Source organism: Rhodococcus phenolicus, from assembly GCF_001646785.1.
Taxonomy (GTDB): Bacteria; Actinomycetota; Actinomycetes; order Mycobacteriales; family Mycobacteriaceae; genus Rhodococcus; species Rhodococcus phenolicus.
The window spans coordinates 16,420-42,897 of the sequence record NZ_LRRH01000119.1; the positions used below are offsets into that span (position 1 = coordinate 16,420).

The 26,478-nt window shown below is 68.9% G+C and carries 21 protein-coding genes; 8 read left to right on the forward strand and 13 right to left on the reverse strand.

The genetic code is table 11. The features are described 5' to 3' along the window. Positions 1 to 2: 2 nt before the first annotated feature. Both A8G15_RS25795 and A8G15_RS32390 read right to left on the reverse strand, forming a co-directional pair. A complete protein-coding gene (locus A8G15_RS25795; RefSeq protein WP_068165891.1) occupies positions 3 to 1,601 on the reverse strand; it encodes an MFS transporter in 1,599 nt (532 codons plus the stop codon). Between the two features lie 692 nt (positions 1,602 to 2,293). Then, a complete protein-coding gene (locus A8G15_RS32390) occupies positions 2,294 to 3,064 on the reverse strand; it encodes a TetR/AcrR family transcriptional regulator (RefSeq protein WP_342671598.1) in 771 nt (256 codons plus the stop codon). On the opposite strand from A8G15_RS32390, the gene A8G15_RS25805 reads away from it, so the two are divergent. The 3 genes from A8G15_RS25805 to A8G15_RS25815 all read left to right on the forward strand — a co-directional run bounded on the left by A8G15_RS25805 (position 3,050) and on the right by A8G15_RS25815 (position 9,166). Beyond that, a complete protein-coding gene (locus tag A8G15_RS25805; RefSeq protein ID WP_156665567.1) occupies positions 3,050 to 4,453 on the forward strand; it encodes an ABC transporter substrate-binding protein in 1,404 nt (467 codons plus the stop codon). The genes A8G15_RS32390 and A8G15_RS25805 overlap by 15 nt on opposite strands. Before the next feature lie 108 nt (positions 4,454 to 4,561). After that, positions 4,562 to 7,645: an ATP-binding protein gene (locus tag A8G15_RS25810; protein ID WP_068165893.1), complete on the forward strand. Its 3,084-nt coding sequence runs from the start codon at positions 4,562 to 4,564 to the stop codon at positions 7,643 to 7,645. A 93-nt stretch (positions 7,646 to 7,738) separates the two neighbouring features. Beyond that, positions 7,739 to 9,166 carry an FAD-binding oxidoreductase gene (locus A8G15_RS25815; RefSeq protein WP_156665568.1) on the forward strand — a complete coding sequence of 476 codons (1,428 nt, stop codon included), beginning with the start codon at positions 7,739 to 7,741 and terminating at the stop codon, positions 9,164 to 9,166. A gap of 87 nt (positions 9,167 to 9,253) precedes the next feature. Here the strand turns inward: A8G15_RS25815 and hpxO are convergent, their stop codons facing one another. The 5 genes from hpxO to A8G15_RS25835 all read right to left on the reverse strand — a co-directional run bounded on the left by hpxO (position 9,254) and on the right by A8G15_RS25835 (position 12,251). Next, entirely contained in the window at positions 9,254 to 10,411 is a 1,158-nt protein-coding gene (gene hpxO, locus A8G15_RS25820) for an FAD-dependent urate hydroxylase HpxO (protein ID WP_068165895.1), read from the reverse strand. Positions 10,412 to 10,787: 376 nt separating this feature from the next. Further along, on the reverse strand, positions 10,788 to 11,114 hold the full coding sequence (locus tag A8G15_RS32395; RefSeq protein ID WP_342671599.1) for a dihydrofolate reductase family protein: 327 nt from the start codon (positions 11,112 to 11,114) through the stop codon (positions 10,788 to 10,790). Beyond that, positions 11,095 to 11,400 carry a hypothetical protein gene (locus A8G15_RS32070; protein ID WP_245688006.1) on the reverse strand — a complete coding sequence of 102 codons (306 nt, stop codon included), beginning with the start codon at positions 11,398 to 11,400 and terminating at the stop codon, positions 11,095 to 11,097. The genes A8G15_RS32395 and A8G15_RS32070 overlap by 20 nt, the downstream gene beginning before the upstream one ends. After that, on the reverse strand, positions 11,400 to 11,906 hold the full coding sequence (locus tag A8G15_RS25830; protein WP_068165896.1) for an SRPBCC family protein: 507 nt from the start codon (positions 11,904 to 11,906) through the stop codon (positions 11,400 to 11,402). The genes A8G15_RS32070 and A8G15_RS25830 overlap by 1 nt, the downstream gene beginning before the upstream one ends. Positions 11,907 to 11,909: 3 nt before the next feature. After that, on the reverse strand, positions 11,910 to 12,251 hold the full coding sequence (locus A8G15_RS25835) for an ArsR/SmtB family transcription factor (protein WP_068165897.1): 342 nt from the start codon (positions 12,249 to 12,251) through the stop codon (positions 11,910 to 11,912). 161 nt (positions 12,252 to 12,412) lie between these two features. On the opposite strand from A8G15_RS25835, the gene A8G15_RS25840 reads away from it, so the two are divergent. Next, positions 12,413 to 14,311, forward strand: coding sequence for an alkyl/aryl-sulfatase (locus tag A8G15_RS25840; protein ID WP_068165898.1), 1,899 nt, complete (start codon positions 12,413 to 12,415; stop codon positions 14,309 to 14,311). Positions 14,312 to 14,335: 24 nt separating this feature from the next. Here A8G15_RS25840 and A8G15_RS25845 read toward each other — a convergent pair whose 3' ends face one another. Both A8G15_RS25845 and A8G15_RS25850 read right to left on the reverse strand, forming a co-directional pair. Then, on the reverse strand, positions 14,336 to 17,023 hold the full coding sequence (locus A8G15_RS25845; protein WP_068165899.1) for a winged helix-turn-helix domain-containing protein: 2,688 nt from the start codon (positions 17,021 to 17,023) through the stop codon (positions 14,336 to 14,338). Between the two features lie 102 nt (positions 17,024 to 17,125). Beyond that, positions 17,126 to 17,332, reverse strand: a complete 207-nt coding sequence (locus A8G15_RS25850) for a hypothetical protein (protein ID WP_068165900.1) — start codon at positions 17,330 to 17,332, stop codon at positions 17,126 to 17,128. 187 nt (positions 17,333 to 17,519) lie between these two features. Between A8G15_RS25850 and A8G15_RS25855 the strand changes: the two genes are divergently transcribed. Next, positions 17,520 to 18,179: a GAP family protein gene (locus A8G15_RS25855; RefSeq protein ID WP_068165901.1), complete on the forward strand. Its 660-nt coding sequence runs from the start codon at positions 17,520 to 17,522 to the stop codon at positions 18,177 to 18,179. Between the two features lie 25 nt (positions 18,180 to 18,204). Here A8G15_RS25855 and A8G15_RS25860 read toward each other — a convergent pair whose 3' ends face one another. Continuing rightward, positions 18,205 to 18,660, reverse strand: a complete 456-nt coding sequence (locus A8G15_RS25860; RefSeq protein WP_068165902.1) for a DUF5709 domain-containing protein — start codon at positions 18,658 to 18,660, stop codon at positions 18,205 to 18,207. A gap of 143 nt (positions 18,661 to 18,803) precedes the next feature. On the opposite strand from A8G15_RS25860, the gene A8G15_RS25865 reads away from it, so the two are divergent. The 3 genes from A8G15_RS25865 (at position 18,804) to A8G15_RS32075 (ending at position 22,757) form a co-directional block, all read left to right on the forward strand. Then, on the forward strand, positions 18,804 to 19,769 hold the full coding sequence (locus A8G15_RS25865) for a DoxX family protein (RefSeq protein ID WP_068165903.1): 966 nt from the start codon (positions 18,804 to 18,806) through the stop codon (positions 19,767 to 19,769). Between the two features lie 163 nt (positions 19,770 to 19,932). Continuing rightward, positions 19,933 to 22,218 (forward strand): HelD family protein, encoded by a 2,286-nt coding sequence (locus tag A8G15_RS25870; RefSeq protein ID WP_068165904.1) that lies wholly within the window; start codon positions 19,933 to 19,935, stop codon positions 22,216 to 22,218. A 98-nt stretch (positions 22,219 to 22,316) separates the two neighbouring features. Beyond that, entirely contained in the window at positions 22,317 to 22,757 is a 441-nt protein-coding gene (locus A8G15_RS32075) for a DUF732 domain-containing protein (protein WP_245688007.1), read from the forward strand. A 47-nt stretch (positions 22,758 to 22,804) separates the two neighbouring features. On the opposite strand, the gene A8G15_RS25880 is transcribed toward A8G15_RS32075, so the two are convergent. The 3 genes from A8G15_RS25880 to uvrB all read right to left on the reverse strand — a co-directional run bounded on the left by A8G15_RS25880 (position 22,805) and on the right by uvrB (position 26,462). Continuing rightward, positions 22,805 to 23,257, reverse strand: a complete 453-nt coding sequence (locus A8G15_RS25880; protein WP_068165905.1) for a universal stress protein — start codon at positions 23,255 to 23,257, stop codon at positions 22,805 to 22,807. A gap of 167 nt (positions 23,258 to 23,424) precedes the next feature. Then, positions 23,425 to 24,297 carry an SCO6745 family protein gene (locus A8G15_RS25885; protein ID WP_068165906.1) on the reverse strand — a complete coding sequence of 291 codons (873 nt, stop codon included), beginning with the start codon at positions 24,295 to 24,297 and terminating at the stop codon, positions 23,425 to 23,427. A gap of 11 nt (positions 24,298 to 24,308) precedes the next feature. Beyond that, complete coding sequence (gene uvrB / locus A8G15_RS25890) at positions 24,309 to 26,462, reverse strand: excinuclease ABC subunit UvrB (protein ID WP_068165907.1); 2,154 nt, start codon at positions 26,460 to 26,462, stop codon at positions 24,309 to 24,311. Positions 26,463 to 26,478 lie beyond the last annotated feature (16 nt).

A 26,478-nucleotide genomic window follows, 5' to 3' on the forward strand; every position in this document is an offset into this window, starting at 1 on the left:
CGTCAGAGTGGCGTCGAACCGTTCGGCGCGGTGGCCCGCCTCCCGTCGGCTCGGACCATGCGGAACGAGTTGGCGAAGCCGAGCAGTCCCGCGGCGAGCGGGACGAGCAGCGCGACCTGCAGGGCGAGCGGGCGCGCGTCGGTGTTGATCCGGACGACCTCGTCCCGGATCGCCGGGGGCTGACCGGCGAGCAACTCCTCGAGCTGGGTGTTGCTCATGACCTCCGCGTCCTCCTCGAGTACCTGCGCGACGCGTTGCTGCTCGGCGGGCGGCAGCACGTCGCTCGACTCCGCCATCGACGTGAACGTGATCGACAGGGTCGCGAGCAGGATCGCACCGGCGAAGGCCAGACCGAACGACAGGCCGAACGAGCCGGCCGCCGAGTTGGTGCCGGCCGCTTCGCTGACCCGCTCCTCCGAGATCGGCGCGAGCGTGTAGTTGTTCAGCTGCGAGACCAGCAGGCCCAGACCGGAGCCGGCGACCGCGAGCGGCAGCAGCAGTCCCCACCCGAAGTCGGCGCGGGGCACGATCGGGACGAGCACCGCGATCCCGATCGTGACGAGCAGGAATCCCCACCTGATGATGGTGCTGGGTTGGCGACCTCCTGCCCTCTTCCCGGCGAGCAGCGCCACGGCGAACATGCTGAGGGAGAGCGGGGCGAGCGACAGGCCCGCCTGCATGGCGTTGTATTCGAGCACCATCTGCAGATAGATCGGCAGTGCGATCATGACGCCGCCGAGCGCGATCTGTTGCAGCATCTGACCGGTGACGCCGAGCCGGAAGACCTTCGACCGGAACAGATCCGGATCCAGTAGCGCCGACGCGCCGCGGCGTTTGCGCCGCACCAACCAGAAGGCGAGACCGGTGAGGGCGGCCGCGCCGAGGACGAGGAGTCCGGCGACCGATTCGCCGCCCTCCTGCCACACCAGGATGCCCAGCACGATGCCGCCCATGCCGACCACCGACAGGAGCGCCCCGACCCCGTCGACCCCCCGCGATCCGGTGTAGGGCACGTCCCGGACGAGTCCGATACCGGACAGCACGACCGCGATGATCACCACTTCGAGCACGAACGCGATGCGCCAGGACAGGTAGGTGGTGATGAATCCGCCGAGCAGTGGTCCGACGGCCGCGGCGATCGCCGCGGCGGCACCGACGAGCGCGTAGACCTTCTTCTGCGCGTCGCCTTCGAAGTTGCCGTGGACGAGGGACTGCATCGCGGGGAGCAGCAACGAGGCACCGATCCCGCCGATGACGGCCCAGAAGACGATCACGGCCGTCAGGCCCTGGGCGAAAGCCATCGCCGTCGCACCCGTCGCATAGCCGAGCAGGCCCAGTACGTAGGCGCGTTTACGGCCGATGAGATCTCCGACCTTGCTGCCGATGAGGATGAACGCGGCCGACACGAGTGCTTCGAGCGCGATGGCGGCCTGCACGCCGCTGACGGTCGTGCCGAGGTCGCGGACGACCGCGGAGATGGACACGTTCATGAGGGAGGTGTCCACAACCAGCACGAACATTGCCATCGCGAGCAGGATCGCGAGCAGCGCCGGATGGCCTGAGCTCCGATCGGAACCGCTGGTCGTCGACTCTTCGGTCATGTCAGCCCACCGTTTCGGCAGTCGCGAATTCCTCCGCACAACATTGGCGATCCCTTGCTGAGATCAGAGCGTACGCGCCGTTCCCCTGAACGGAACCGTATCGACCACACGAGACTTCACGCGCGTGGGCGGGCGATTCCCCGGTTCCACCGACCGTGGGGGCGCGGCGAGCGGGGCATGTCCGCGCGCTCTCCCCGCACGGACGAGAGTCGGCCGCGCCGAAACACCAAGAGCCACACGTCCACCCACTGCACGCGGTCACCTCGCGTCGCGATCGTGACCTCCGGCGCCGGAAATCACCCCGGCATGCCCTGCAGCGCGAACAGCCAACAGCCGGAAAACATTCGGATCTTCATATCGTCAGCCCACGTTTCACGACGCCGTCGTCGACAGCGAGAAGGAGCGAGATCATGGATTCCACCGAGTCCGTAGCGGAATCGGTACGACCAGGAGACTGGGTCGACACCGGCTTCGGTCTGGCCGACATCGACCACTCGCACCGGGCGCACAGATCACCCTCCCGGCGATGCGCACCTGGTCGTCCTGGCCGCTGTTCGCCAAATCCGCCGCCTGCGGCGACGACCTGACCCGCAAGCGCCTCTACGAGACCGCGCGCAACGAAACCGCCTGGACCGGCGGCGGCCTGCACGCCGCCTCCGACCTGCAGAACCCGATTCCCCCGCAGCCGTATTTCAACACTCAGAAGGCGACGCCCGGATCGGGTTCGCCGTCCCTGCGGAACTGGTCGACGATGCCGACGACCACGGCGCGGAGCGTGTCGAACAGGGTGTCGGCGTCCTCCCCGAGGTGCAGGTGCTCGGCGCTCTCGACCCGAATCGCGCGATCGAAGGCAACCGCGTACGGATACTCCCGGGTGACCCGGCCGCCTCGTCGAACAAGGCCGTCAGTTTGCCCACTACGCCGTCCGCACCGGTCGCAGCCTCGGTGAGCCGCGGCACCGCGACATCGGCGATTTCGCCGAACGCGGCCTTGACGAGTTCGGACTTGTTCGGGAAATAGTGATACAGGCTTCCGCTGGTGGTCCCCGCTGTCCGAGCGATCTCGCGAATCGTCGCCCGCACGTAGCCGACCTCGGCGACGCTGCGCATCGCCGCCGCCAGGATCCTCTGCCGAGTCGCTTCGCCACTCGCCCCCACGGGCCGGCCCAGCGGTGGTCGAGTGGTCAATCCTGCGTCTCCCGGTGCGGTGGAATCGTTTCGCAGAGCATCCCACACCGCGGCCGCAGCGGCGCCGGTCCCACGCGGGTACCTCGCGGCCGAAATGCCCGATCGGGTTCCGCGAAAACCCTCCCGGCCGAACCGAGAGGCAATATCTTCGTTCTCCAAGTCGGAGAGGAAAGTTTCCCTACGGGGTGAGGGACTTTCTACCATCCGACTTCCTGCCCGATCACCGCGGTCGCGCAGGTCCACCGGAGCGGGGGGACACTCGTGAAGCGACATCATCCATTCCGTGTCGGACAGCGGCGCGTCGTCGTCGCCGTCGCGGCGATCGCGTTGCTCGCTGCCGGCTGTAGCGGCCGCAGCGGCACGGAATCCGACAGTGCCGGCGGCTCCGGCAGCGACTCGTCCTCGGAGGTCTCCGCGGACTTCGGCGACCTCACCGACATCTGCCAGGACGGCGACGCCTCCACCGCCACCACCCAGGGCGTCACCGCCGAACAGATCGAAGTCGGCGTCTTCACCGACATGGGCTTCACCAAGAACTCCGAATTCGTCGACGCCGCAAACGTCTTCACCTCCTGGTGCAACGACAACGGCGGCATCAACGGCCGCACCCTCGTCGCCAACACCCGCGACGCCAAACTCATGGAACCGCGCCAACGCATGATCGAAGCCTGCCGCGAGGACTTCGCCCTCGTCGGCGGCGGCGCCGGACTCGACGCCCTCGGCGTCAAGGAACGCCTGGGCTGCCTGCTCCCGAGCTTCCCCGCCCAGGCCGTCCAGGAACGCTCCGCCGGCGCCGACCTCGAGATCAGCGCCTCACCGTCGAAGGTCCCGGGGTACGACAACTACACCGGTTTCCGCACGTGGACGGTGAACGAGGCCTATCCGGATTCGAAACAGGCCGTGGGTCTGATCAACGGGGATTCGGCGATCACCAAAGCGGTTCAGCAGATGACGCTCGAGACGCTCGATGCGATCGGCGCAAAGGTCGTCTACAACGAGCTGTACCCGACCATGGGTGTCTCGGACTGGACGCCCTACGCACAGGCCATCAAGAACAACGGGGTCAAGGGCCTGATCTTCATGGGCAGCTTCGACCAGCTCGCCAAGCTCGAAGAGGTCCTGACCAACATGGACTACAAGCTCGACTGGATCGACCCGAACAACAACGCCTACAACGCCCAGTTCATCGAGCTGCTCGGCAGATCCGCCGACTTCCAGAACAACCTCGTCGACCTCAGCGGTGTGGCACCCCTCGAGAGCGACGAACCCGCCGTCGAGCAGCTGAAGGAGCTGTACGCCAAGTACGCCCCGGACGCGCAGATCACCCTCCCGGCGATGCGCGCCTGGTCGTCCTGGCTGCTGTTCGCCAAATCCGCCGCCGCCTGCGGCGACGACCTGACCCGCACGTGCCTCTACGAGACCGCACGCGGCGAAACCGCCTGGACCGGCGGCGGCCTGCACGCCGCCTCCGACCTGCAGAACCCGATCCCGCCCCAGCCGTGCTTCAACGTCGAGAAGGCCACATCGGAGGGCTGGACCACCGCCGACTTCAACCCGGACAGCGGCCTGTACCGGTGCGACATCCCCGCCCGGAAGTTCACCGCCGACTTCGGCGCACCCATGACCCTCGCGGACGTCGGCAAAACCATGGACGACGTGCAGTAGCCGCCGGCACCGGAACGGTGTGGCCTCGGGGATCCACCCCGGGGCCGCGCCGTCGGGCCTCCACCCGCCCGGGAACGGGGACTAACCTGATCCCGGGAGGAACGAGGCATGCTGCGGGTCTCCGTTCTGGGCGAACAGGCGATCACCGACGATACGACCGGGGCCGTGGTGACCCGGTCGCCGCGGGCACTCGCGCTCGTCGCGTTCCTGGTCGCCCACGCGGGAACACCCCAGCCCAGGCAACGGCTCGCGACCCTCTTCTGGCCCGATTCGCCCGAGGGACAGTCCCTGACCAACCTGCGGCGCGAACTCCATCATCTGAGGCAGGCGCTGGGCGACGAACCGTCCCTCGTGGTGACGGCCAAGGACTTGTGCTGGACCGACAGCACGTCGAGCAGCGCCGACCTGCGCGTCTTCGACGTCGAACGCACGGCCGCGCTGCAGGCGGCCCGCTCCGACGACCAGCGCGGAGCCGTCCTCCACGCGACGACCGCGCTCGACTCGTACGGCGGCGAGTTCCTGCCCGCCGTGTACGACGACTGGGCACTCGAGGTCCGGTCCGATCTCGAACGTCGGTGCGTGGAACTGTGCGATCTGCTGTCCGGCGCGCTCGTACGCACCGGCGATCCGGCGGGTGCGGTCGAGTTCGCGCGCCGCCGTGTCCGGCTGGCTCCGCTCGAGGAAGCCGGCTATCGCATCCTGATGCGGCTGCAGGCGCAGACAGGAGACCGGGCCGGCGCCGCGAGTACCTATCACCGCTGCGCATCGCTTCTCGAACGTGAACTCGGCGTCGCCCCGGCCCCGGCGACGCGCGCCCTCGTCGAACGGATTCTCGACACCGCGCCCGGCCGGCGAACTCCGATCCGCAGCGGACACACCACCGTAGGACTGGTCGGGCGCTCACACGAGATCGAACAGCTCGCCGCCGCGTGGGAGCGGGCGTCGTCCGGAACACCCGGGGCGGTCCTCATCCGCGGCGGCGCGGGCGTCGGGAAGACCCGGTTGCTCGCCGAGGTCGCGCACCTCGCCCAGGCCGCAGGTGCGACAGTGGCGCAGAGCGGGTGCTTCGCGACCTCCGGTGGGCTGGCTCTGGCTCCCGTCGCGGACTGGCTGCGTACCCCGGCGGTGGCAGCGGCGCGATCGGGTCTCGCCCCGGTATGGCGCACCGAGATCGATCGGCTGGTCCCGTCCGCCGACACGGACACCGATCGCTCTCGCGAACCCCACCTGCCTCGCGGTATCGGTGCGCTCGCCGACACCTGGCAGCGGCATCGCTTCTTCGAAGGGCTCGCCCGCGGTCTCGTCGGCGACGGTCGCCCGGTTCTGTTGACCCTGGACAACGTGCAATGGTGCGACCAGGAGACACTCACGTTTCTCGCGTTCTGCCTGGGGTCGACGCGTGATGCGCCCCTGCTGCTCGCGGCGGCCGCGCGGGACGACACCTCGGACACCGCCGCAGCGCTCGCCGAATGGTCGGAAGGCCTGGGCCGGTCGGGCACGGTGGCGGAGCTGCGATTGGGCCCACTGGACGAAGCGGACGGTACGCGGCTGGCCGAAGCGATCGGTGGGCGATCGCTCACCGGTGAGGAACGGCCGTTGCTCCACACGGCGACCGGGGGCTTCCCGTTGTACATCGTCGAGGCGATGCGTTCGGCTTCCGATCGGAACGGCACGGCGCTGTCGGTCGAGGGTCTTTCGTCGGTGTTGCACCACCGCGTGGAGCAGTCGAGCCCGGAGGCTCGGGAGGTCGCTGCGCTGGCGGCCGCGGTCGGACGTGATTTCACGCTCGACCTGCTTGCGGAAGCGAGCGATCTCGGTGCGGACGCGGTCGTGCGGGCAGTCGACGAACTGTGGCGCCGACGCATCGTCACCGAGTTCCGGGAGGGCTACGACTTCACCCACGACCTGTTGCGCGACGCCGCGTACGCGACGGTCGGCGCGCCGAAACGGTGGCTGCTGCACCGCCGGCTCGCGCAGGCGCTCGAACTGTTGCATCGCGACGACACCGATCCGGTGTCGGCTCAGCTCGCCGAGCAGTACGCCCGGGGTGGGCGTCCGGATCGGGCGGTGCCGTATTTCCGTCGTGCGGCCGACATCGCGACCCGCCGGTTCGCCTACACCGAGGCCATCCGGCTGCATCGACGAGCACTCGGGCTGGTCCGCGAGCGTCCGGGGACCGGCTCGGCCGCCCAGGAACTCGCGATACTCGAGGCGCTGGCGGCGCCGCTCAACGCCCGTTACGGCTATTCCTCCCCCGAGTTGCAGCGCACCCTCGAGCGTTCGATCGAACTGGCCGACGCGCTGGGCCGCACGGAGTCGACGATCGTCGGTCTCGTCGGCCTGTGGTCGACGCGGTTCGTCCGGGGCGACACCGCGGGGGCGCACCGGTCGGTCACCCGCGCGCTGACACTGGTTGTGCCCGAGACCGAACTGTGCGGATCGGCTCATTTCGCGTATGCGGGATCCGCGGTGAGTCTCGGCCGGCCGGCGGAGGCACTGCATCATTTCGCGCTCGCCGCCGAACTCACCGAGGGCGCCCATTCGTGGACCGTCGGCACCCGCCCCGACGTGCACGGATGCGCGTGGGCTGCGCACGCGCACTGGCTGCTCGGCGACGACAACGCCGCGCGCGCCCGTTGCCGGGAGGCGATCGCGCTGGCCCGCGACGGCGACGACCCTTTCGTGCTGGCCGTGGCACTCGGGTACGGCGCGGTCACCCGGCAGTTGTGCCACGATCTGCCCGAGTTGCGCGAGACGGTCACCGAACTGCGGGAACTGTGCGCGCAGTACGACTTCGCGTACTACCGGGAGTGGGGGCTGATCCTCGACGGCTGGTCCCGGGCGGACGGCGAGGACGGTGTCGGCGCGGTCCGGCGCGGGATCGCCCACCTGCGGGCGGCCGGTTCGTTCGCCCGGATGCCGTATTGGCTGGCGCTGCTCGCGGACCTGCTGCGCGACCGGCCCGGCGCCGCGAGCGCGACCCTCGATGCTGCGACGGTCGCCGCGCGTGCCCGCGACGACCGCTGGTGGCTGCCGGAGGTGATGCGGATGCGCGCCGCGTACGACGATGCCCCGGTCGCCGCGGAGCGGTTGCGGGCCGCGGCGCGGCTGGCAGCCGGTCACGGCAGCATCGCTCTGGTCCGTCGTTGCGAACGCGACCTCGACGGTCTCGGCGTTCCGCCCGTGCGGTGACGGGCGCGGGCGGGCGAACGCTGCGCGAACGCCACGTTCCTAACGTCGGTTCCGGCATGCGAGGGACGCGTGCGCCGACCGATGGAGCTTCCGATGACCACCACCCCGACCGGCACCACTGCCGCCTCGTTCGACGACCTGACCGCGGCGCTGCGCGGCGATCTGATCACCCCGGACGATCCGGGCTACGACGAGGCGCGCGCCGTGTACAACGCGATGATCGACAAACGACCCGCGGCGATCGTGCGCTGCCGCGATGCCGTCGACGTCATCGCCTGCGTGCGGTTCGCCCGGGACTGCGGCCTCGAGCTCGCGGTGCGCGGCGGCGGTCACAACGCGGCCGGCCTCGGCGTGTGGGACGACGCGCTGGTCGTCGACCTGTCGTCGATGCGCAGCACCACCGTCGATCCCGAACACCAAACCGTCCGGGTGGACGCGGGTTGTGTCTGGGGAGACGTCGACCACGCGACGGTGGGATTCGGGATGGCGACCCCGTCCGGGTTCCTGGCCTCCACCGGCGTGGCGGGTCTGACGCTCGGTGGCGGCATCGGTTATCTCACGCGCCGGTTCGGCCTGACGGTCGACAATCTGCTGGCGGCGGACGTGGTGCTCGCCGACGGCACGTTCGTGACGGCGCGCGAGGATTCGCACAGTGACCTGTTCTGGGCGCTGCGCGGCGGGGGCGGCAACTTCGGGATCGTCACCTCGTTCACGTTCCGCTGCCACGACATCGGCGAGCACGGCACGATCATCGGGGGGCCCGTGCTCTACGACATCGCCGACACCGCCGAGGTCATGCGCTGGTACCGCGAACTGCTGCCGTCGTTGCCGGAGGAGCTGAGCGGCTGGATCGGGTTGATCACCGTGCCGCCGGCGCCGCCGTTCCCCGAGGAACTGTGGGGTCGCGGCGCGTGCGTGATCGTCTGGTGCTACACCGGTCCGCACGACCGGGCGGACGAGGCGCTCGCACCGATCAGGGAGTTCGGGTCACCGATGCTGGTGGGCCTGCACGACATGCCGTTCACCGCCCTGCAGAGTGCGTTCGACGGACTGTATCCTGCTGGGCTGCAATGGTATTGGCGTGCGGACTTCTTCAACGAGATCTCCGATGCCGCGATCGACGTTCACTGCCGGTTCGGCGCGGCGCTGCCCACCGGGCATTCGACCATGCACCTCTACCCCATCGACGGTGCCGCCGGACGTGTGTCCGAGAGCGCCACGCCGTTCTCCTACCGGGACGGCGGCTGGGCCGGGGTCATCGTCGGCGTCGACCCGGACGCGGCCAACGCGGAACTCATCTCCCGGTGGGCCCGGGACTACTGGGAGGCCCTGCACCCGACATCGGCCGGCGGCGCCTACGTCAACTTTCTGATGGACGAGGGTCAGGACCGGGTCCGCGCGTCGTATCGCGGCAACTACGACCGGCTCGCCCGCATCAAGCGGCGCAACGACCCGGACAACGTGTTCCACATCAACCAGAACGTGCGGCCCGCCGCGGATCCGGGGGCGCCGGTCGCCTGAAGCCGGGCCCGTTCGCGCGGGCTGGCGGCTTCGCCGCCCGTGTGCCTTCGTGGCGGCGGGGAACCGCCACAAGGGCACACCGGGGCATCAGCCCAGCGGGTTACCGACGATGTTCGAGACGATGCCGCGGATGATGCCGGTGCCGTCCTCGGTGCGCAGTTCGTCGTACCAGGCCCGCGTGACGTCCGGGTCCTTCGCGTGGGTGACGTCGCTGCGCTTGCGGGCCCGCAACACCAACTCCCCCGCCCGGGCGGTTCTGCGGTCCCGGTACCGGACGAGGGCGTCCTCGACGCCGAGCGTGTTCGTCTGCAGCGCGATGGCGAGTACGACGGCATCCTCCATTGCCGAGCAGCCGCCCTGTCCGATGTCGGGTGTGGTGTTGTGCCCCGCGTCGCCGAGCAGCGCCACCCGCCCTTTCACCCAGTTGTCGAACGGGTCGATGTCGAAGATCTCGACGCGGTTGACGGCGAACGGATCGAGCATGCCGATCAGCTTGTGCACCTGCGGCGCCCAACCGGAGAAATACTCGGCGAGAACGTTTTTCGCGGCAGATCGGTCGTAGTCGAGTCCGGCGGGCAACGGGACGTCGAAGAAGAAGTAGAAGCGACTCCCGGCGACCGGCATGAGTGACACACGCTTGCCGTCCCCGACGTAGGTCGTCCACTGGGTGGCAGGGGCGATGGTCTCGTCGATGTCTACGAGGCCGTTGAAGTTGACGTAGCCCGCATACCGACGTTCGACGGGTTCACCGAGCACGTGGTCGCGGGTGCGGGACCTGGCCCCGTCCGCGCCGATCAGGATGTCGCCGGTTGCGGTGCTGCCGTCGGCGAAGGTGGCGGTCACGGCGTCACCGTCGTCGGCGATGTCCACCATGCGCATCCCCAATCGGATGTGCTCGGTGCCCAATTCGTTCATCAGCATCGACTGGAGTTCGGCACGGGACACCGGATACGGCCGCTGCCCGGCCTGTTCGACGATCGGCCACAGGCTGAACTCGGTCATCGTCTCGCCTGTGAATCCGTCCCGGTAGGCCATCGTCTCCATCGGACCGCCGAGCTCTGCGATCTGTTTCTCGAGCCCGAGATAGTTCAGGCATTTGACACCGTTGGGCCACAACGAGATCGCCGCGCCCACCGGCTTGTTCTCGACCACCTGCTCGTACACCTCCACATCCCAGCCGATGCGCTGCAACGCGATTCCCGCACTGAGACCTCCCATACCGGCGCCGATGACGATGGCCTTCACTCGTGCTCCTCACGTCGACTACCGGATCACCGTAGGGCGGTCGTGTAACACCCTTTCGACGCGAATTTCACGGGCGCGTTAAGAGGCCGCGTCAGCGGAGAGCGACGGCGGCGACGCCGGGCTCGCTCTCGCCCGGGATCGAGACGACGGAACGGTCCACGCCGGTACCGGACTCCGGCCGTGCCGGGTACAGGCATCCACGGTGGTTCGTGACGCGAGGGAACGCGGGTGTCCGCTGGACGAGAAATTGCGAAGCGCATCGGCTCGATGCCGAAGATGGTCTACGTCACCCCGGACCGCGGTGAACGTCAGCCGGAGAAAGTGAGGGGCACCCGTGAGCATGCGCCGCCGTCGACCGGTTGACGCTGCCGGGCGATCACCGCTGCCGGACCGCGTAGGTCAGGTGGGTCATCCGCTGCGTCGGCTCTGCACGGACCGGCTCCAGGGCCACGCGGCCCGCGTCCACGCCCTCGAACAGGCGGACGCCGGAGCCGAACAGCACGGGTGAGAGCGCGATCGTGAACTCGTCGACCCGGCCGGCGTTCAGGTACTCCAGGATCGTTGCGCCGCCGCCGGCGATGCGGACATCCCGGTCGCCGGCGGCGCGGCGTGCCCGGTCGAACGCGATCTCGACACCGTCGTCTACGAAGTGGAAAGTGGTCCCGCCGGGCCGCCCCCAGGAGTCACGCTTCGTGTGCGTCAGGACGAAGACCGGCGTGTGGAACGGCGCATCCTCCGGCCACGCCTGCGTCGAACATGCGCCTGCCCATCACGCTCGCGCCGGTGCGCGCGAACGTCTCCCGCAGGATGTCGTTGTCGCGCCCCTCCTCGCCGCCGTCGCCGAGCGTCAGGTTCTCCCGGAAGAACCGCTGCGGGAAGACCCACTGCTGCAGCTCCCTCCACTGCCGGCCCATCAGGTTCTCGGGGGACCCGGGCGCGTTGAAGCTGTCCAGCGACATCGACACGCTGAAGAACACCTTTCCGGCCATCAGGTCTCCGCTCCCTTCCGGACGATCCCGAGGACGTAGGCGGCCAGGTTGCCGAGGGTCTGCCGACCGCCCTCGATCGCGTGATATTTCTCGACCGCCTCGTCGCGAATTTCCCTGGTGGGGAATGCCGTGCGCATCTCGATCCGGGTCGCCGCGCCTTCGGGCTCGAACGTCAGGACGGACACGAACGCATCGGGGTCGCCGCGCGACTCGCCGTGGAGCAGCGCGATCCGCTGCGGCGGGACGATGTCGGTCCAGGAGATCCACTCCGGGTAGTCCGTTCCGTCCGGTCCGTGCATCACGAAAACCCACTCTCCGCCGACGCGAAATTCGAACGCCCGCGTGGTGGTGGTGAACCCGTCCGGCCCCCACCAGCGCGACAGGTGCCGCACCTCGGTGAACGCCTCGAAGACCAGCTCTCTCGGGGCACCGATGATCCGGGAGATCACTATCTCGCGGTCCGCGGCCGCGGGCTGCGCAAACACCCCTCGTTCCGTTGCGCTCATCAGTCAGTCCTCCTGCCGTTCCTGCTCGAGTTCCCGCACGTACTCGTCCAGCCGGTCGAAGCTCTCGTTCCAGAACCGCTCGAAGCCACCGGTCCACTCGTGAACCGGTCGCAGTCCTCGGGCATCGAGGCCGTACAGCCGTTGCTTGCCGGCCCGGCGGTCCCTCACCAGCCCGACCTCCCGGAGCACCCGCAGATGTTTGGACGCCCCCGGCTGGCTCATCCTCAGCTCCTGAGCCAGCTCCGTCACCGGCCGTTCGCCCGTCCGCAGCAGCATCAGGATCTGCCGTCGCTGCGGCTCGGCGATCGCGTTGAAGACGTCCGATGTCGTCGCTGTTCGTGCCATGCAACCGATCATATTCCTATATCGGAATATGATCAACCTCGTGCGGGCATCCGACAGGCCTCGCAGGTTCACCCGCGGAGGGTGATGCGTCGGCGCGCTACGCCGGGCGACGGTGGATCCGGCACCCATTCGAACGTCACACCGACCGATCGGAGCTGCACATGTGTCAGGGAGCGAAGGAGCCGACACCGTCGACCACCGCGAGCAACCGCGAGGCGGTGCACCGGTACGACATGGACGATCGGCAGGACTTCACCGACGCTCGCCGGGGCCTGATCGCCGAACTGCCCGGCAATGTGGTCGGTCCCGACGGTTCGGTGATCTTCGACCCGCACGACTTCGATTTCATCGGCGACGACGCCGAAGCGCCCGATTCGGTGGAACCGAGCTTGTGGCGGCAGTCGCAGCTGATGAAACACGGCGGCCTGTACAAGGTCACCGAGGGGCTGTATCAGGTCCGCAACAACGACATCGCGAACCTCACGGTGATCGAGGGTGAGGACGGGATCGTCGTCGTCGACTGCATGGCAGGCGTGGAATCCGCGCGGCAGGGTATGAGCCTGCTCCGCGAGCACGTCACCGACAAGCCCGTCGTCGCGGTGATCTACACCCACACCCACATCGACCACTACGGCGGGGTGAAAGGCGTCGTCGACGCCGAGGACGTGGCGTCCGGGAAGGTACCGATCATCGCGCCGGGACACCAGTTCGACAAGTACGCGATCGGCGAGAACGTGGTGGCCGGCAACGCGATGGCACGCCGCGCCGCGTACGCCTTCGGCGGCTTCCTCGAATCCGGACCGAAGGGGTTCCTCACCTGCGGCATCGGCATCGCCAGCACGAAGGGACCCGAAGTCTCCTACATCTCCCCCACGGATCTGATCACCGAGACGGGCACCCGGCGCGAGATCGCCGGACTCGAATTCGAGTTCCTCTATGCGCCCGACACCGAAGCCCCCGAGGAGATGCACATCTGGCTGCCGCAGTTGCGGGCGCTGACCTGCGCGGAGAACGCCAACCATTCGCTGCACAACATCCAGACGCTGCGCGGCGCCCGCACCCGTGATGCCCGCAACTTCGCGCGCTACCTCGACGAGACGCTCGAGCGATGGGGAGATGCCGCCGAGGTGCACTATGGGCCGCACACGTGGCCGGTGTGGGGCAACGCGAACATCACCGCATTCATCGAATCCCAGCGCGACACCTACAAATACATCCACGACCAGGCATTGCGCCTGGCCAACAAGGGATACACGCCCCTCGAGGCCGCAGAGGTCGTCGAACTGCCCGAGGAACTGGCTCGCAACTGGGCCAACCGCGGCTATCACGGCACGCTGCACCACGATGTGCGTGCGGTGTTCACGAAGGAACTGGGCATGTGGGACGGCGATCCGGTCTCGCTGCACCCACATCCACCGGTCGAATCGGCCCAGCGGTTCGTCGCATTCGCCGGTGCGGACAGCATTCTCGCCGAGGGACGCCGGGCTTTCGACACCGGTGACTATCGGTGGGCCACCCAGATCCTGCATCCGCTGGTGTTCGCAGATCCGGACAACACCGCGGCCCGCGAACTGCAGGCCGATGCCTACGAGCAGATGGGCTACCAGGCAGAGGGTCCGCAGTGGCGGGGGATCTTCCTCAGTGCTGCAAAGGAACTGCGCGAAGGACCCCAGCCGATGCCGTTCGTCACCGCGAGCCGCGACAGCATCCTCGCCATGCCGATCGACATCCTGTTCGACTTCGTCGCCGTGCAGATCGACGGCCCCAAGGCGGCCGACGCGGACATCCGGATCGATTTCGAGTTCACCGACGAGGGCGTCCGATGGACGATGTGGATCCGTCGAGGTGTCCTCAACGCGCGCCGCGGATCGTCCCCGCAGCCGCCGCTGACCGTGTCGGGCCCGAAGGCCGCGCTCGTAGGGGTCCTCGTGCAACCCGGCTCCGCGCAGAAACTGCAGGAGTCCGGTGCGATCACCCTGGACGGCGACGAGCAGGTTCTGTCCGATTTCGCGGCGCTGCTCGACGAGTTCGACCCCAGCTTCCCGATCGTCACCCCGTAGACCGGACCCCGGGTGCGGGCTGCGTCAGAGCAGCCCGCACCGCACAGCGGCGGCGATGGCGTCCCCCCGTGAGGTGGCATCGAGCTTGCGGTAGAGGTTGCGCAGGTGGGTCTTGACCGTGTTGACCGACACATGCAGATCGCGTCCGATCTCGTCTGCGGTGCGGCCCGACGGAAGGTGCGCGAGCACGACCTGTTCGGTCGCCGTCAGACTCGGCCGGGCCACGGTGTCGGCGAGTGCGCGCCGGATACGATCCGCGAAGGGCGTGCCGGTGCCCCGTCGGTGTGCGAGGACGGCGAGCAACTCCACGGTCGCCGGACCGCCGTCGAGGAACGGGCGAACCAGGTTCTGCGGTTCGGCGAGAATCAGTGCGTGCTCGGCGGATCGGTGCATCGCATCGTGCTGCCCGAGCCGGTGCGCGGCGAGCGCGTCGAGCCACCAGGCAGCCACCGTGGTGCCGTAGGACGCGGTGCCGGTGTCGAGGAGGGGGGCCAGCGCCGCGCGCGTGGCGCTGTGGTGGCCCCGGGAGTAGTGCACGACCGCCTTGCAGACCAGGGTGTCGGCGCGCGCGTCGTGATCCTGCTGCAGCCGGCGAACGAGATGTTCGGCCTCGGTGAGGTGACCGGTGCGGATCAGCGCCGCGGTGAAGTACGGCAGCAGGCCGGTGTCCGCGCTCGGGCCCGCGGCGTCGTCGAGCAGGGCCTCGAGGTCGATCGCCGAGACGGGGGCGGCCTGCTCGACGGAGCCGGCGGCGAGCGCGTGCAGGTCGAGTACCAACCGCGACTGCCGGCACGGGGCGGGTGTGCCTGCCCCACCATCCGGCGACGTATCGCTGCCGAGGATACGACGGCACCGGTCGTCGAGAGGAACACCTTGCAGGTAACACGCGAGCGCGATCAGCACCGCGCTCGTATGGCTGTCGGGCTGGTCGAGCATCGAATGCGTGACCGCGAGTTCGAAGGCGTCCTCGGCTTTGCGGGCCATGCCGGTCACGTCGCCCGCCCGGCCCAGGCCGGCGGCCAGGAGCGTGGCGCAGCGCAACTGGAGCCGCCGGTGCCGTGCCAGGTCCGCAAGGAATTCCGCCTGGATCAACAGTTCCTCGGCCGCGCGCGGATCGACGATCCCGGCAGCGACCGCTCGCACGTTCAACCGGTAGGAGTCGAGTTCGGGGTAGCCCGTTGCGGGCAGAGCTGCCAGGTCCGCGACCGCCGCGCGCGAGGGACACTGTCCTGCGGCCAGCGCGATACCCACCTCGACGGCGGCGGCCAGGGTCTGCTCGACGAGCAGGTCGGTGCCGTCGGCGGTCGAGGCGGGCAATGTATCGAGGAAGGCGCGGGCACCGGACGGCGAACCTCGTTCGAGGGCCGCCACGGCGTGCAGCAGTCGCACCACCGTCGTGTCCGTCGAGGCCGGCCCGTCCAGCAGGGCGAACAGCTCGTTGCAGCGGCGGCCGAGGACCACGGCCAGGCCGTGACGGTGGAGAAGGTCGGCGATGCCACGTTCGTCGTGGACGGCCACCAGGTGGGTCAGGGCGTCGACCGGCGAACCGTCGGCCAGATACCAGTCGGCGGCGGAAACGTGCAGGCGCGCTTCGAGGTCGGGATCGGTGCGATGCAGTTCGGCGCGCAGGTGCGCCCGCAGGAAGGGGTGGCAGGTGTGCCACCGGCCGGTGCCTTCGGTGTCACCGACGTGCAGCAGCGGAAGTCCGACCCGATCGAGCATCACCAGCGTGCCTGCCGCGTCGGGCCCCGTCAGATGCTCGGCCAGGTCCGCGGTGAAGGCATCGACGACGCTGGTCGCGAGCAGGAACCGCAACAGATCGTCCGGGAGCGCCGCCAGCATTTCTCCGACCAGGTGGTCGGAGATCGGATGGGGGGATCGCACGAGATCGGCGACGGCTCCGTGACGGTCGTGGTGGGTGTGCAGATAGATCGCGGCGATCCGGATGAGAGCGGCCCAGCCGTGCGTCAACTCCCGCAGTGCCGCCGCGTCGTCGGCGGGCAGGGCACTGTCGTGTTCGGCGAGGACGGCGGTGATCTGTGCGGCATCGAGGGCGAGGTCCTCCCAGCCGATCCTTGCCAGGACACCGGCGGCGGCATAGGTGTGCCAGGGCAAGGTCGGCTCGTGCCGGGCAGCGAAGACGACCGTCAGATTCGGCGCGCTGTCGCGGACCAGTTCGACGAACCGCGCCACCTCGGCCAGGACGAGCGGGTCGCGGAGCAGATGCGCGTCGTCGAACACCAGGGCTATCGGATGCGGACGACGCGCTAGTTCCGCAGCCAGGATCTCGGGGTGGCCGGATTGCGGGCCGGAGCCCGGAGCCGGGGGCAGGGGGATGCTCACCGGGCCGGGCAGTGCGGTTTCGACGGCGTCGCGGACGATGGTCCAGAACTCGGCCTGACCGTCGGCCTGATGCGTCACCGTCACCCACACCGCGACGGTCGCGCCGTCCAGTCGGTGACTGATCCAGTCGGCGAGCAGCACGGTCTTTCCGGTGCCGGCGGGAGCACAGACGAGCACGGCGGCCGGGTTGGGTTGGCGGACCGCCGCGTTCAGCTGCGCGTAGAGCCGTCGGTGCGGTTGTGGCGCGATCGACGGAGCCGGCACCGCGATGCGGGCCCCGCGGTCGTCGATGCGGGCCCCGCGGTCGTCGATGCTCGGTTCCGCATCGACGTGACGGCGGTTCCGCGCGTATTCGGAATGCGGCGGCATCGGTAGTCCTCCTCGGCCGGTGAAACCGAACAGCCCTCCGCGCCTGGACGTTACCGGCTCCGTGAGGATTCCGCCGAGTTTCCCGCACCGCCCGGGCGCGGATCAGGTGGGCAGCCGGCGCATCTCGAGCAGGGTCAATCCCAGGTCGTCGAGACGCGCGAGGATCGTGCGCATCGCCGTCGGATCGTCCATCGTTCCGAACAAAGTTGTGGTACATCGCTTCTCGTCTATCCGGGCATGCAGGTCGGGAAACGCGGCAAGCACCCGGGCGGAGAGTACTCCGTCCACGACGAACTGGTAATCCGTCATGATGCTCCTCGGGCGTGCGTGTTTCCTGCACGGACAGCGGCGGCCGTTTCGGCCGGTCGATGCCCAGGGTCCTCGATCGCACTGCCCGAGCACATCATCCCCTGCGGATGAAGTGCGTCGGCAGCACACGCCGATTCACCCTGCCCGGGTGACGCGACGAAGCCGGAGGAGGCGATAGCGTCCAGCCATGGGAACAGTCATCGGTGAGTTTCTCCCGCTGGCGGTCGGGGTCGCGATCTCGCCGATCCCCGTCGTCGCCGCCATTCTGATGCTGCTGTCGACGAACGCCGGCAGCACCAGCACCGGTTTCGGGCTCGGCTGGGTCGTGGGTATCTTCGCGGCCACGGGCATCGTCGCGCTGCTGTCCGGGGCATTCGATACCTCGGATTCCGACGGGTCGAGCGGATCCGTGTCCTGGATCAAGGTTGCCCTCGGTGTGCTGCTGGTGGCGCTGGCGGCCAAACAGTGGCGCGATCGCGGCGACACGTCGGTCCCGAAATGGATGCAGGCGATCGATCGGCTGAGCTTCCCGAAGGCGGCCGGGCTCGGTGTGGTGCTCGCCGCGGTCAACCCGAAGAACCTGCTGCTGTGCGTCTCGGCGGGACTGGTGATCGGCACAGGCGGCCTCGGAACCGGTGAAGCCGTCGTCACGCTGGTGATCTTCACGGTGATCGCGGCCTCGAGTGTGCTGATCCCCGTCGTCGGATACGCGCTCGCGGCACAGCGTCTGCGGCAACCGCTCGACACCCTCAAACAGTGGCTCCAGGCGAACAATCATCAGGTGATGGCGATCGTGCTGCTGATCATGGGCGCCGCGGTGATCGGGAAGGGTCTCGGCGGGCTGTGACGCCTCGCCGGCCCCCTCCTCACAGTCAGTCCTCGTGTTCCTCGATGACGTGGACCGCCGCCTCCTCGGCCGACGCCGCTCCGCCGTCGATACCGACGTCCCCGGCCCAGAGTTCGGATTCGTCGTCACCTCCGAGGCCGTCGTCGGGAGACACGAGCCGGCCGGCGCGCCGGTCGCCCACCTCGCCGAGATAATGCACTCCCGGTTCCACCTCGTCGACATCCGGTTCCGCGGTGTCGAACGAGGGGTCCGGTTCCTCCGCGGCGACCCGGTGGGCGAGGCTGCCGCCGTATCGCACCTCGTCGCCGGTCGTGGCGGTCGCGTTCATCGCCAACGGCCGCTCGGGCGGCGAGTAGCCCTCGTCGAGCATGTCGGCCACACCGCGGTCGTCGAGGGTGTCCGCGGGTTGAAGCTGGTTGTCCTCGTCGACGCTGTACTCACCGCCGCCGTACTCGTCGTCACGGGCGTCGTCGCTGTTCATGCCACCAACGATCCCCCCGCGTCGGCCCGGGCGCACACGGATCGGTCCCGGGCGCGTGCAGATGGGCACCGAATAGCCAGGGATATGCCCCGCAATCGCGGGGTACACGTCAGGATGAGACGCAACCCACCACGGGAGGAAGCATGATCCTTCGCCGAATCGCCCGCCCGATGCTCGCATCGATCTTCATCGCCGGGGGCATCGACGCCCTGCGGAATCCGTCCGGGAAGGCCACCGCAGCGCAGCCCGGCCTCGACCAGACCCTGGCGTTGCTGCCGAACTCGGTCACCGACCGCATCCCCGACAATCCGGAAGCTCTCGTGCGGATCAACGCCGCAGTGCAGGTCGGTGCCGGTGCGTTGCTCGCCGTCGGTAAGGCCCCTCGGGTCGCGTCGTTCGTTCTCGCCGGCACCCTCGTACCCACCACGGTCGCCGGACACGACTTCTGGAACGTCGAGGATCCGGAGACCCGCGCGATGCAGCGCACGCAGTTCCTCAAGAACGTCGGCCTGCTCGGGGGTCTGCTCATCGCGGCCGCCGACACCGAGGGCAAACCGTCGCTGGGGTGGCGGGGACGCCGAGCGGCCCGGCACGCTCAGGAGAAGGTCGTCGCGGTATTGCCGAGCCACGGCTCCGAAAACAAGGACGCACTCGGCGAAGGCCTGCACGCGGTCACCGAACGGGTCCGCGCCCTGAGCGGGGAAGCCGCTGAACTCGCCGAATCCGCCCGCGGCCAGGGCAGTCACCTTCTCGATGTGGCGAAGGACCGCGCCCCGGACATCGCCGAGGCCGCACGGGAGCGCGGCGCCGGGTTCGCCGAGATCGCACGCGAGCGCGGCTCCGAACTCGCCGAGATCGCTCGGGAACGGGGAGCCGAACTCGCCGAGGTGGCTCGGGAACGCGGTACCGAACTTCTCGACGCCGCCCGCGATCGCGGACCCGAACTCGCGGAGTCGGCGCGCGGCCGCGGCGTCCGCTGGTGGGAGTCGGCGCGTGAGCACGGCACCGAGTGGGCACATCTCGCCGAGGAGCAGGCCGCCCAGCGGAGCCGGCACGCACGGGCGCGTGCGGAGGACGCACTCGAGCGCCGGCACCGGCTGATCGGCTGAGTATCCGCCTGGTGCTGCGCGGCGCCGCGGACGGCACTAGACTTCTCGGGCAATTCTGTCGACGCCCGCACCATGCGCCGGCACAGCACGACCCCGAGGAGACCCTTTGCCGTCCGACGGCCTGCCCCACCCTGATCACGAGCGTGAGCAGGCTTACCTGTCAATGCTGTACGGGCATCTCGATTCGCTGCGCGAGTACGCACAGACGCGGCTCGGTCGCGTGCTCCTCGAGACCGGCGGAACCCCGCAGGCGCGCAGCGAACGCGAGTCGTTCACCCAGATGTACACGGAAGACATCGCCAAGTACGACGCCGCCGAGCACGGTCTCTGCTTCGGTCGCATCGACGTCCGCGACACAGGGACGGAGGGAGTCCACCGGGGCGACGTCGACACGGGAAATTCGGACGGGCTCGACGCTACCGAGGTCCGCTACATCGGACGCCTGGGAATCCTCGACGAGGACAACGACTTCGAGCCGCTGCTGCTCGACTGGCGAGCTCCGCTGGCCCGGCCGTTCTACCTCGCGACCCCCGCGGCACCGGAAGGTGTCGTCCGCCGCCGTCACATCCGCAGTCGCGGGCGCACGGTGACCGCACTGAACGACGAATACCTCGATCTGGATGTGGCGCAGTCCCACGGCACGACGACGCCGGCCGGTGGGGTCGCGGGTGAGTCCGCCCTGCTCGCGGCGCTGAACGCGGCGCGCACCGGCCAGATGCACGACATCGTCGCCACGATCCAGTCCGAGCAGGACGCCATCATCCGGTCCGAGCACAAGAGCGTCCTCGTCGTCCAGGGCGGTCCCGGCACCGGCAAGACCGCGGTCGCGCTGCACCGGGCCGCGTACCTGCTGTACACCTACCGCAAGCAGCTCGCCAAGGCCGGCGTTCTCATCATCGGCCCGAACTCGACGTTCCTCGACTACATCGGCCAGGTGCTGCCGTCGCTCGGCGAGACCGGCGTACTCCTGTCCACCATCGGCGACCTGTATCCGGGTGTGCGTGCCGAGCTCGAGGACGAACTGTCCACCGGTGCGGTCAAGGGTTCGCTCGACATGGTCGACGTGCTCAAGAAGGCGGTGCGGGATCGGCAGGAGGTCCCGGCCGCGCCGGTGCCGCTGATGTTCGACTCGTACCGGATCACGCTCGACCGCAAGACCGTCACCCGGGCCCGCGGCCGGGCCCGGTCGTCGCGGCGACCGCACAACCTCGCCCGCCCGATCTTCGTCTCGGCGGTGATCGAAGCGCTCGCCGATCAGCTCGCGGCGCTGATCGGCACCAACCTGGTCGACGGCGGCAATCTGCTGAGCCGCGACGACATCGCCGACATCCGCTCGGAGATGCGCGCCGACCCGGACATTCTCGGCGCGATCGACGCGCTGTGGCCGCAGCTCACCCCGCAGCAGGTCCTGACGGATCTGCTCGCCTCCCGGGACCGGCTCACGGCGGCAGCGCCGGCGCTGTCCGAGGAACAGATCGATCTGCTGCACCGTCCGCGGTCGCGGGGCCGGTTCAGTGCCGCCGACGCACCGCTGCTCGACGAACTCGCCGAATTGCTCGGCGTCGACGACGCCGCGGATCGCGAACGTGCCGCGCGGCGGTGGCGCCGGCAGATCGCCGACGCCCAGGGCGCACTGGACATCCTCACCGGTTCGGCCCCCCAGGATCTCGAGGACGAACTCGATCCCGAGCTACTGATGGCGTACGACCTGATCGACGCCACGCAACTCGCCGAGCGCCAGGATCTGCGCCGGCACGAGACCACCGCCGAACGCGCGGCCGGGGACCGGACGTGGACGTACGGTCACGTCATCGTCGACGAGGCACAGGAACTGTCGGAGATGGCATGGCGAATGCTGATGCGGCGCATCCCGAATCGGTGGATGACCGTGGTCGGCGACACCGCGCAGACCGGGGACCCGGCCGGCAGCTCGTCCTGGCAGCGGATCCTCGAACCCTACGTGGCGAACCGGTGGCGTAAGGCCGAGCTGACCGTCAACTACCGCACCCCTGCGGAGATCATGCGGATCGCGCACGCGGTTCTGGCCGAGATCGATCCGGACCAGGTGCCCCCGCGGTCGGTGCGCGAGTCCGGATTCGTGCCGTGGGCCCGGCACGTCGACGTGGAGGAACTCGCGGACACGGTGCAGGAGGTGCTCGCCGCGCAGGACGGTCCCGGATTGACGGCGGTGATCGTGCCGCATCGTCTGGCCACCGACTGGGCGCATCTGGAAGGGCCGTCGGTCCGGGTCGCGACGGTCCGCGACGTCAAGGGACTCGAGTTCGACGAGGTGCTGCTCGTCGAACCCGGCGAGATTCTCGACGAGTCGCCCCGCGGCCTCAACGATCTCTACGTGGCGCTGACCCGGGCGACACAGCGGCTGGGCGTGTTGCACACGTCGGCGCTGCCGGAGGTACTGGGCGGACTGTACGAGCCCGCCGAGTGCTGATCCTGCCCGAAGGGCCGGCGACGGCGTTCGAGATCGTTTCGCGACTCCGGCACGGTAGGTTGCGATCGAATCTGCGGCGGGATGCGCGAGGAGGCACGGTGGTTCGTAACGCGAGGCGGCCGGAGCGATGGTGCGGGACGTTCCGTCCGGCACCGGTGCTGCTGATGGCCGCGGTGGCCGCGAGTACGGTGGCGTGTTCCTCGGCGACCGCCTCGGACGGCTCCGTGGAGTCGTCGGCCCCGGCGGTCGTCTCCTCGACCGTGTCGGCGACCGCCGAACCGCCGTTGCTGGACGAGAGGGCCGCGCGATTCAAGGACTCGCTCGCCGAATGGGGCCTGGCAGCCGGGCTCACCGACGGGACGGTGCTGGCAGTCGCGCGCGGCCTGTGCGACCAGGTGGCCGCGGGCGTCCCGGACGAGGCGATCCTCGCCACGGTCCGTCCGATCGCGGCGTATGCGGCGTCGGTGTCGGGAAACGCGTTGTCCGACGACGACGCGGCACGACGGTTCGTGGACACCGCGGTGGGCGTCTACTGCTGAGTCCGCCCGCCCCCCGGACGCATCCGGGGGGCGGGCGGAAGTACGGGTCAGCGGACCGTGTGGACGATCAGGACGTCGGAGGTCGACTTGCGAGCGACATCCGAGGGGACCGAGCCCAGGAGCCGGCCGGTGATGGTGTTCAGTCCGCGATTGCCGATGACGATCAGATCGGCATCGAGCTCGTCGACGAGGGCGAGCAGCGACTCGACGGGGGCTCCGACCACTGCGCGCTCGACGATGTTCTTCGCTCCGACCACGACCGCCTTCTCCCGTGCGGTGCGCAGGATCTCGTTGCTCGGCGCGGATCCGGTGACCTGGTACGCGTCGGCGCCGAGCACGTCGGCGGCCTGCGCCGTGTCCTTGGGATCTGCGGGGTAGTACGCGCACGCGATGACGAGGGTGGCCTCGGAGTCCCCGGCGATCGCGGCTGCCTTCTCCACGGCCCGGTACGACGATTCGGATCCGTCTGTTCCGACGACAACGGTCCGGTAGGCGCTCATTCAATCCTCCATCGATATGGGTGCTCGGTTCCGGTCGAGGTGATCTTGGTCCGACTCCCCCCGACGGCTGCGTCGACAGTAACCGGCCGATCGGTACGGATGGTGTGTTTGGGGCAGATACCACACCGGGCGGGGTATCCGCCGGGAACCACTCACAGCAGTTGACGTTACCGTGCGTCACCGTAACGGGGACCGAACAACGCCGCGGGGAAGAGCCCGGAGTCGATGACCGTGTCGCGCCACGGGAGCGCCAGGTCGACCAGCCGCTCGACTCCCGGTTCTCCGAGTGCCGACCACGGGACCACCGCAAGGTCGTCGGTGAGGTCCTCGACGAGTTCACGGACCTCGAATCCGTCCTCGGTGAGTTCACCGCGCCCGTCGAGCAGGCCACGCTCGCGCAGTGCGGATGCGGCGGACGCCCATTCGTCCTCGCTCCAGCCGCGGCGTGTGCGCGCGAATCCTTCCGAGAATCCGATCCCGCTGGCGGTGTGTGTGATCAGGGCCTCGATCCCACTCAACCCGGCCGTCTGCAGCGCCGCCACGTGTCCGTCTCCGCGGTACTCGCGCAGCAGTGTCAGGGCGTGCCACAACTCGAGGTGCGGAGCCTGGGGCCAGGGCAGATCCGCGTGGGCGGCGTAGAGCGGGCGTCCGTCCGGCCCGGGGATCGCACGAGCTGCGGTGGCGGCCAGGTCCGCCGCCTCCGCCATGTCGGCCGACGCGATCGCGTCGGCGCCGAGCAGCCGGCGCAGCGCGGCGTCGACACCGTCGATGCGGGCGGCGACGACATCCCGCGGAGTCGCGGACTGCCACACCGCCGGGATCGCCGATGCCACCAGACCGGGACTGAAGTTGTAGAAGACGGCCGTCACGACCCCGGCACCGACCGCACCGAGCGCCGCCGACCGGGACGCGAAATAGCGGGCCCGGCCGGACTCGACGCCGGCCGCGCCGAGTGCGTCGTCGACCTCGGGCGCGAAGTAGGAGAACGAGTGCAGCAGTTCGAGGGAGCGGGCGGCACGGCCGGCGGCGTGGGGATCCATGAGCTGTGACGCTACTGGAGGCCGGCCGCGTCCATGCCGCGCAGTTCCTTCTTCAGGTCCGAGATCTCGTCACGCAGGCGCGCGGCGAGTTCGAACTGCAGATCACGCGCGGCCTGCATCATCTGATCGGTCAGCTGCTGCACCAGATCCGCAAGTTCGGCCCGGGGCATCGATTTGACGTCTTCACCTTCGTACACGCCGGAACTGACGGCACGGCCGGCTTCGCCCTGCGCGCGCCGGCCACGGGACGCGTTGCGGCCGGATCCCGCGACCTCGACGGAATCGTCGGCTTCCTCGTAGACCTGATCGAGGATGTCGGCGATCTTCTTGCGCAGCGGTTGCGGATCGATGCCGTGCTCGGCGTTGTAGGCGATCTGCTTCTCGCGGCGCCGTTCCGTCTCCTCGATCGCTCGGGCCATCGAATCGGTGATCTTGTCCGCGTACATGTGGACTTCGCCGGAGACGTTGCGGGCAGCACGGCCGATGGTCTGGATGAGGCTGGTGGTACTGCGCAGGAAGCCTTCCTTGTCGGCGTCGAGGATCGCCACCAGGGACACTTCGGGAAGGTCGAGGCCCTCACGCAGCAGGTTGATACCGATCAGGACGTCGTATTCGCCGAGCCGCAGCTGACGCAGCAGCTCGACGCGGCGCAGCGTGTCGATGTCCGAGTGCAGGTACCGGACCCGGATGCCGAGTTCGAGCAGGTAGTCGGTGAGGTCCTCGGCCATCTTCTTGGTCAGCGTGGTGACGAGGACACGCTCGTCGCGATCGGAGCGTTCCCGGATCTCGTGGACCAGGTCGTCGATCTGCCCCTTGGTGGGTTTGACCACGACCTTCGGATCGACCAGGCCGGTGGGCCGGATGACCTGCTCGACGAACTCTCCGCCGGCCTGTCCGAGTTCGTACGGGCCCGGGGTCGCGGACAGGTAGACGGTCTGTCCGATGCGCTGGGTGAATTCCTCCCAGGTCAGCGGCCGGTTGTCGACCGCGGACGGCAGCCGGAACCCGAACTCGACGAGGTTGCGCTTGCGCGACATGTCGCCCTCGTACATCGCGCCGATCTGCGGAACGGTGACGTGCGATTCGTCGATGACGAGAAGGAAGTCCTCGGGGAAGTAGTCGATCAGCGTGGCCGGTGCCGAACCGGCGGCCCGCCCGTCGATGTGCCGCGAGTAGTTCTCGATACCCGAACAGAAGCCGACCTGCCGGATCATCTCGATGTCGTACTGGGTGCGCATCCGCAACCGTTGTGCCTCGAGGAGCTTGCCGCGGTTCTCGAGATCGGCGAGACGCTCCTCGAGCTCGATTTCGATGTCGCGCACCGCGCGCTCCATCCGTTCGGGTCCGGCCACGTAGTGCGTGGCCGGGAAGATCCGCAGTGAGTCGACCTTGCGGATCACGTCACCGGTGAGCGGATGCAGGTAATAGAGGGCGTCGATCTCGTCGCCGAAGAACTCGATCCGGACGGCGAGCTCCTCGTACGCCGGAATGATGTCGACGGTGTCGCCCTTCACACGGAACGACCCACGCGTGAACGCGAGGTCGTTGCGGTCGTACTGCACGTCGACGAGCAGCCGGAGCAGCGCGTCGCGCGGCACCTCGACACCGACCTCGAGCTGGATGGAGCGATCCAGATAGGACTGCGGCGTGCCGAGACCGTAGATGCAGGACACCGAGGCGACCACCACGACGTCGCGGCGGGACAGCAGCGCCGACGTCGCCGAATGGCGCAGCCGTTCGACGTCGTCGTTGATCGACGAGTCCTTCTCGATGTAGGTGTCGGTCTGCGCGATGTACGCCTCGGGCTGATAGTAGTCGTAGTACGAGACGAAGTACTCGACAGCGTTGTGCGGCAACATCTCCCGCAGTTCGTTCGCGAGCTGGGCGGCGAGGGTCTTGTTCGGCGCCATCACCAGCGTCGGCCGCTGCACACGTTCGATGAGCCACGCGGTGGTCGCCGACTTGCCGGTACCGGTGGCGCCGAGCAGCACCACGTCCTTCTCCCCCGCCGACAATCGGCGTTCGAGCTCCGCGATGGCCGCCGGCTGGTCGCCGGCGGGCCTGTGGTCGCTGACCACCTCGAACCGGGTCTCGGTCCGTTCGATCTCCCCGACCGGCCGGAACTCGGAGTGCGCGACGACCGGATGCTCACTTGCGAACGCCATGCAGACCAGGGTAGGC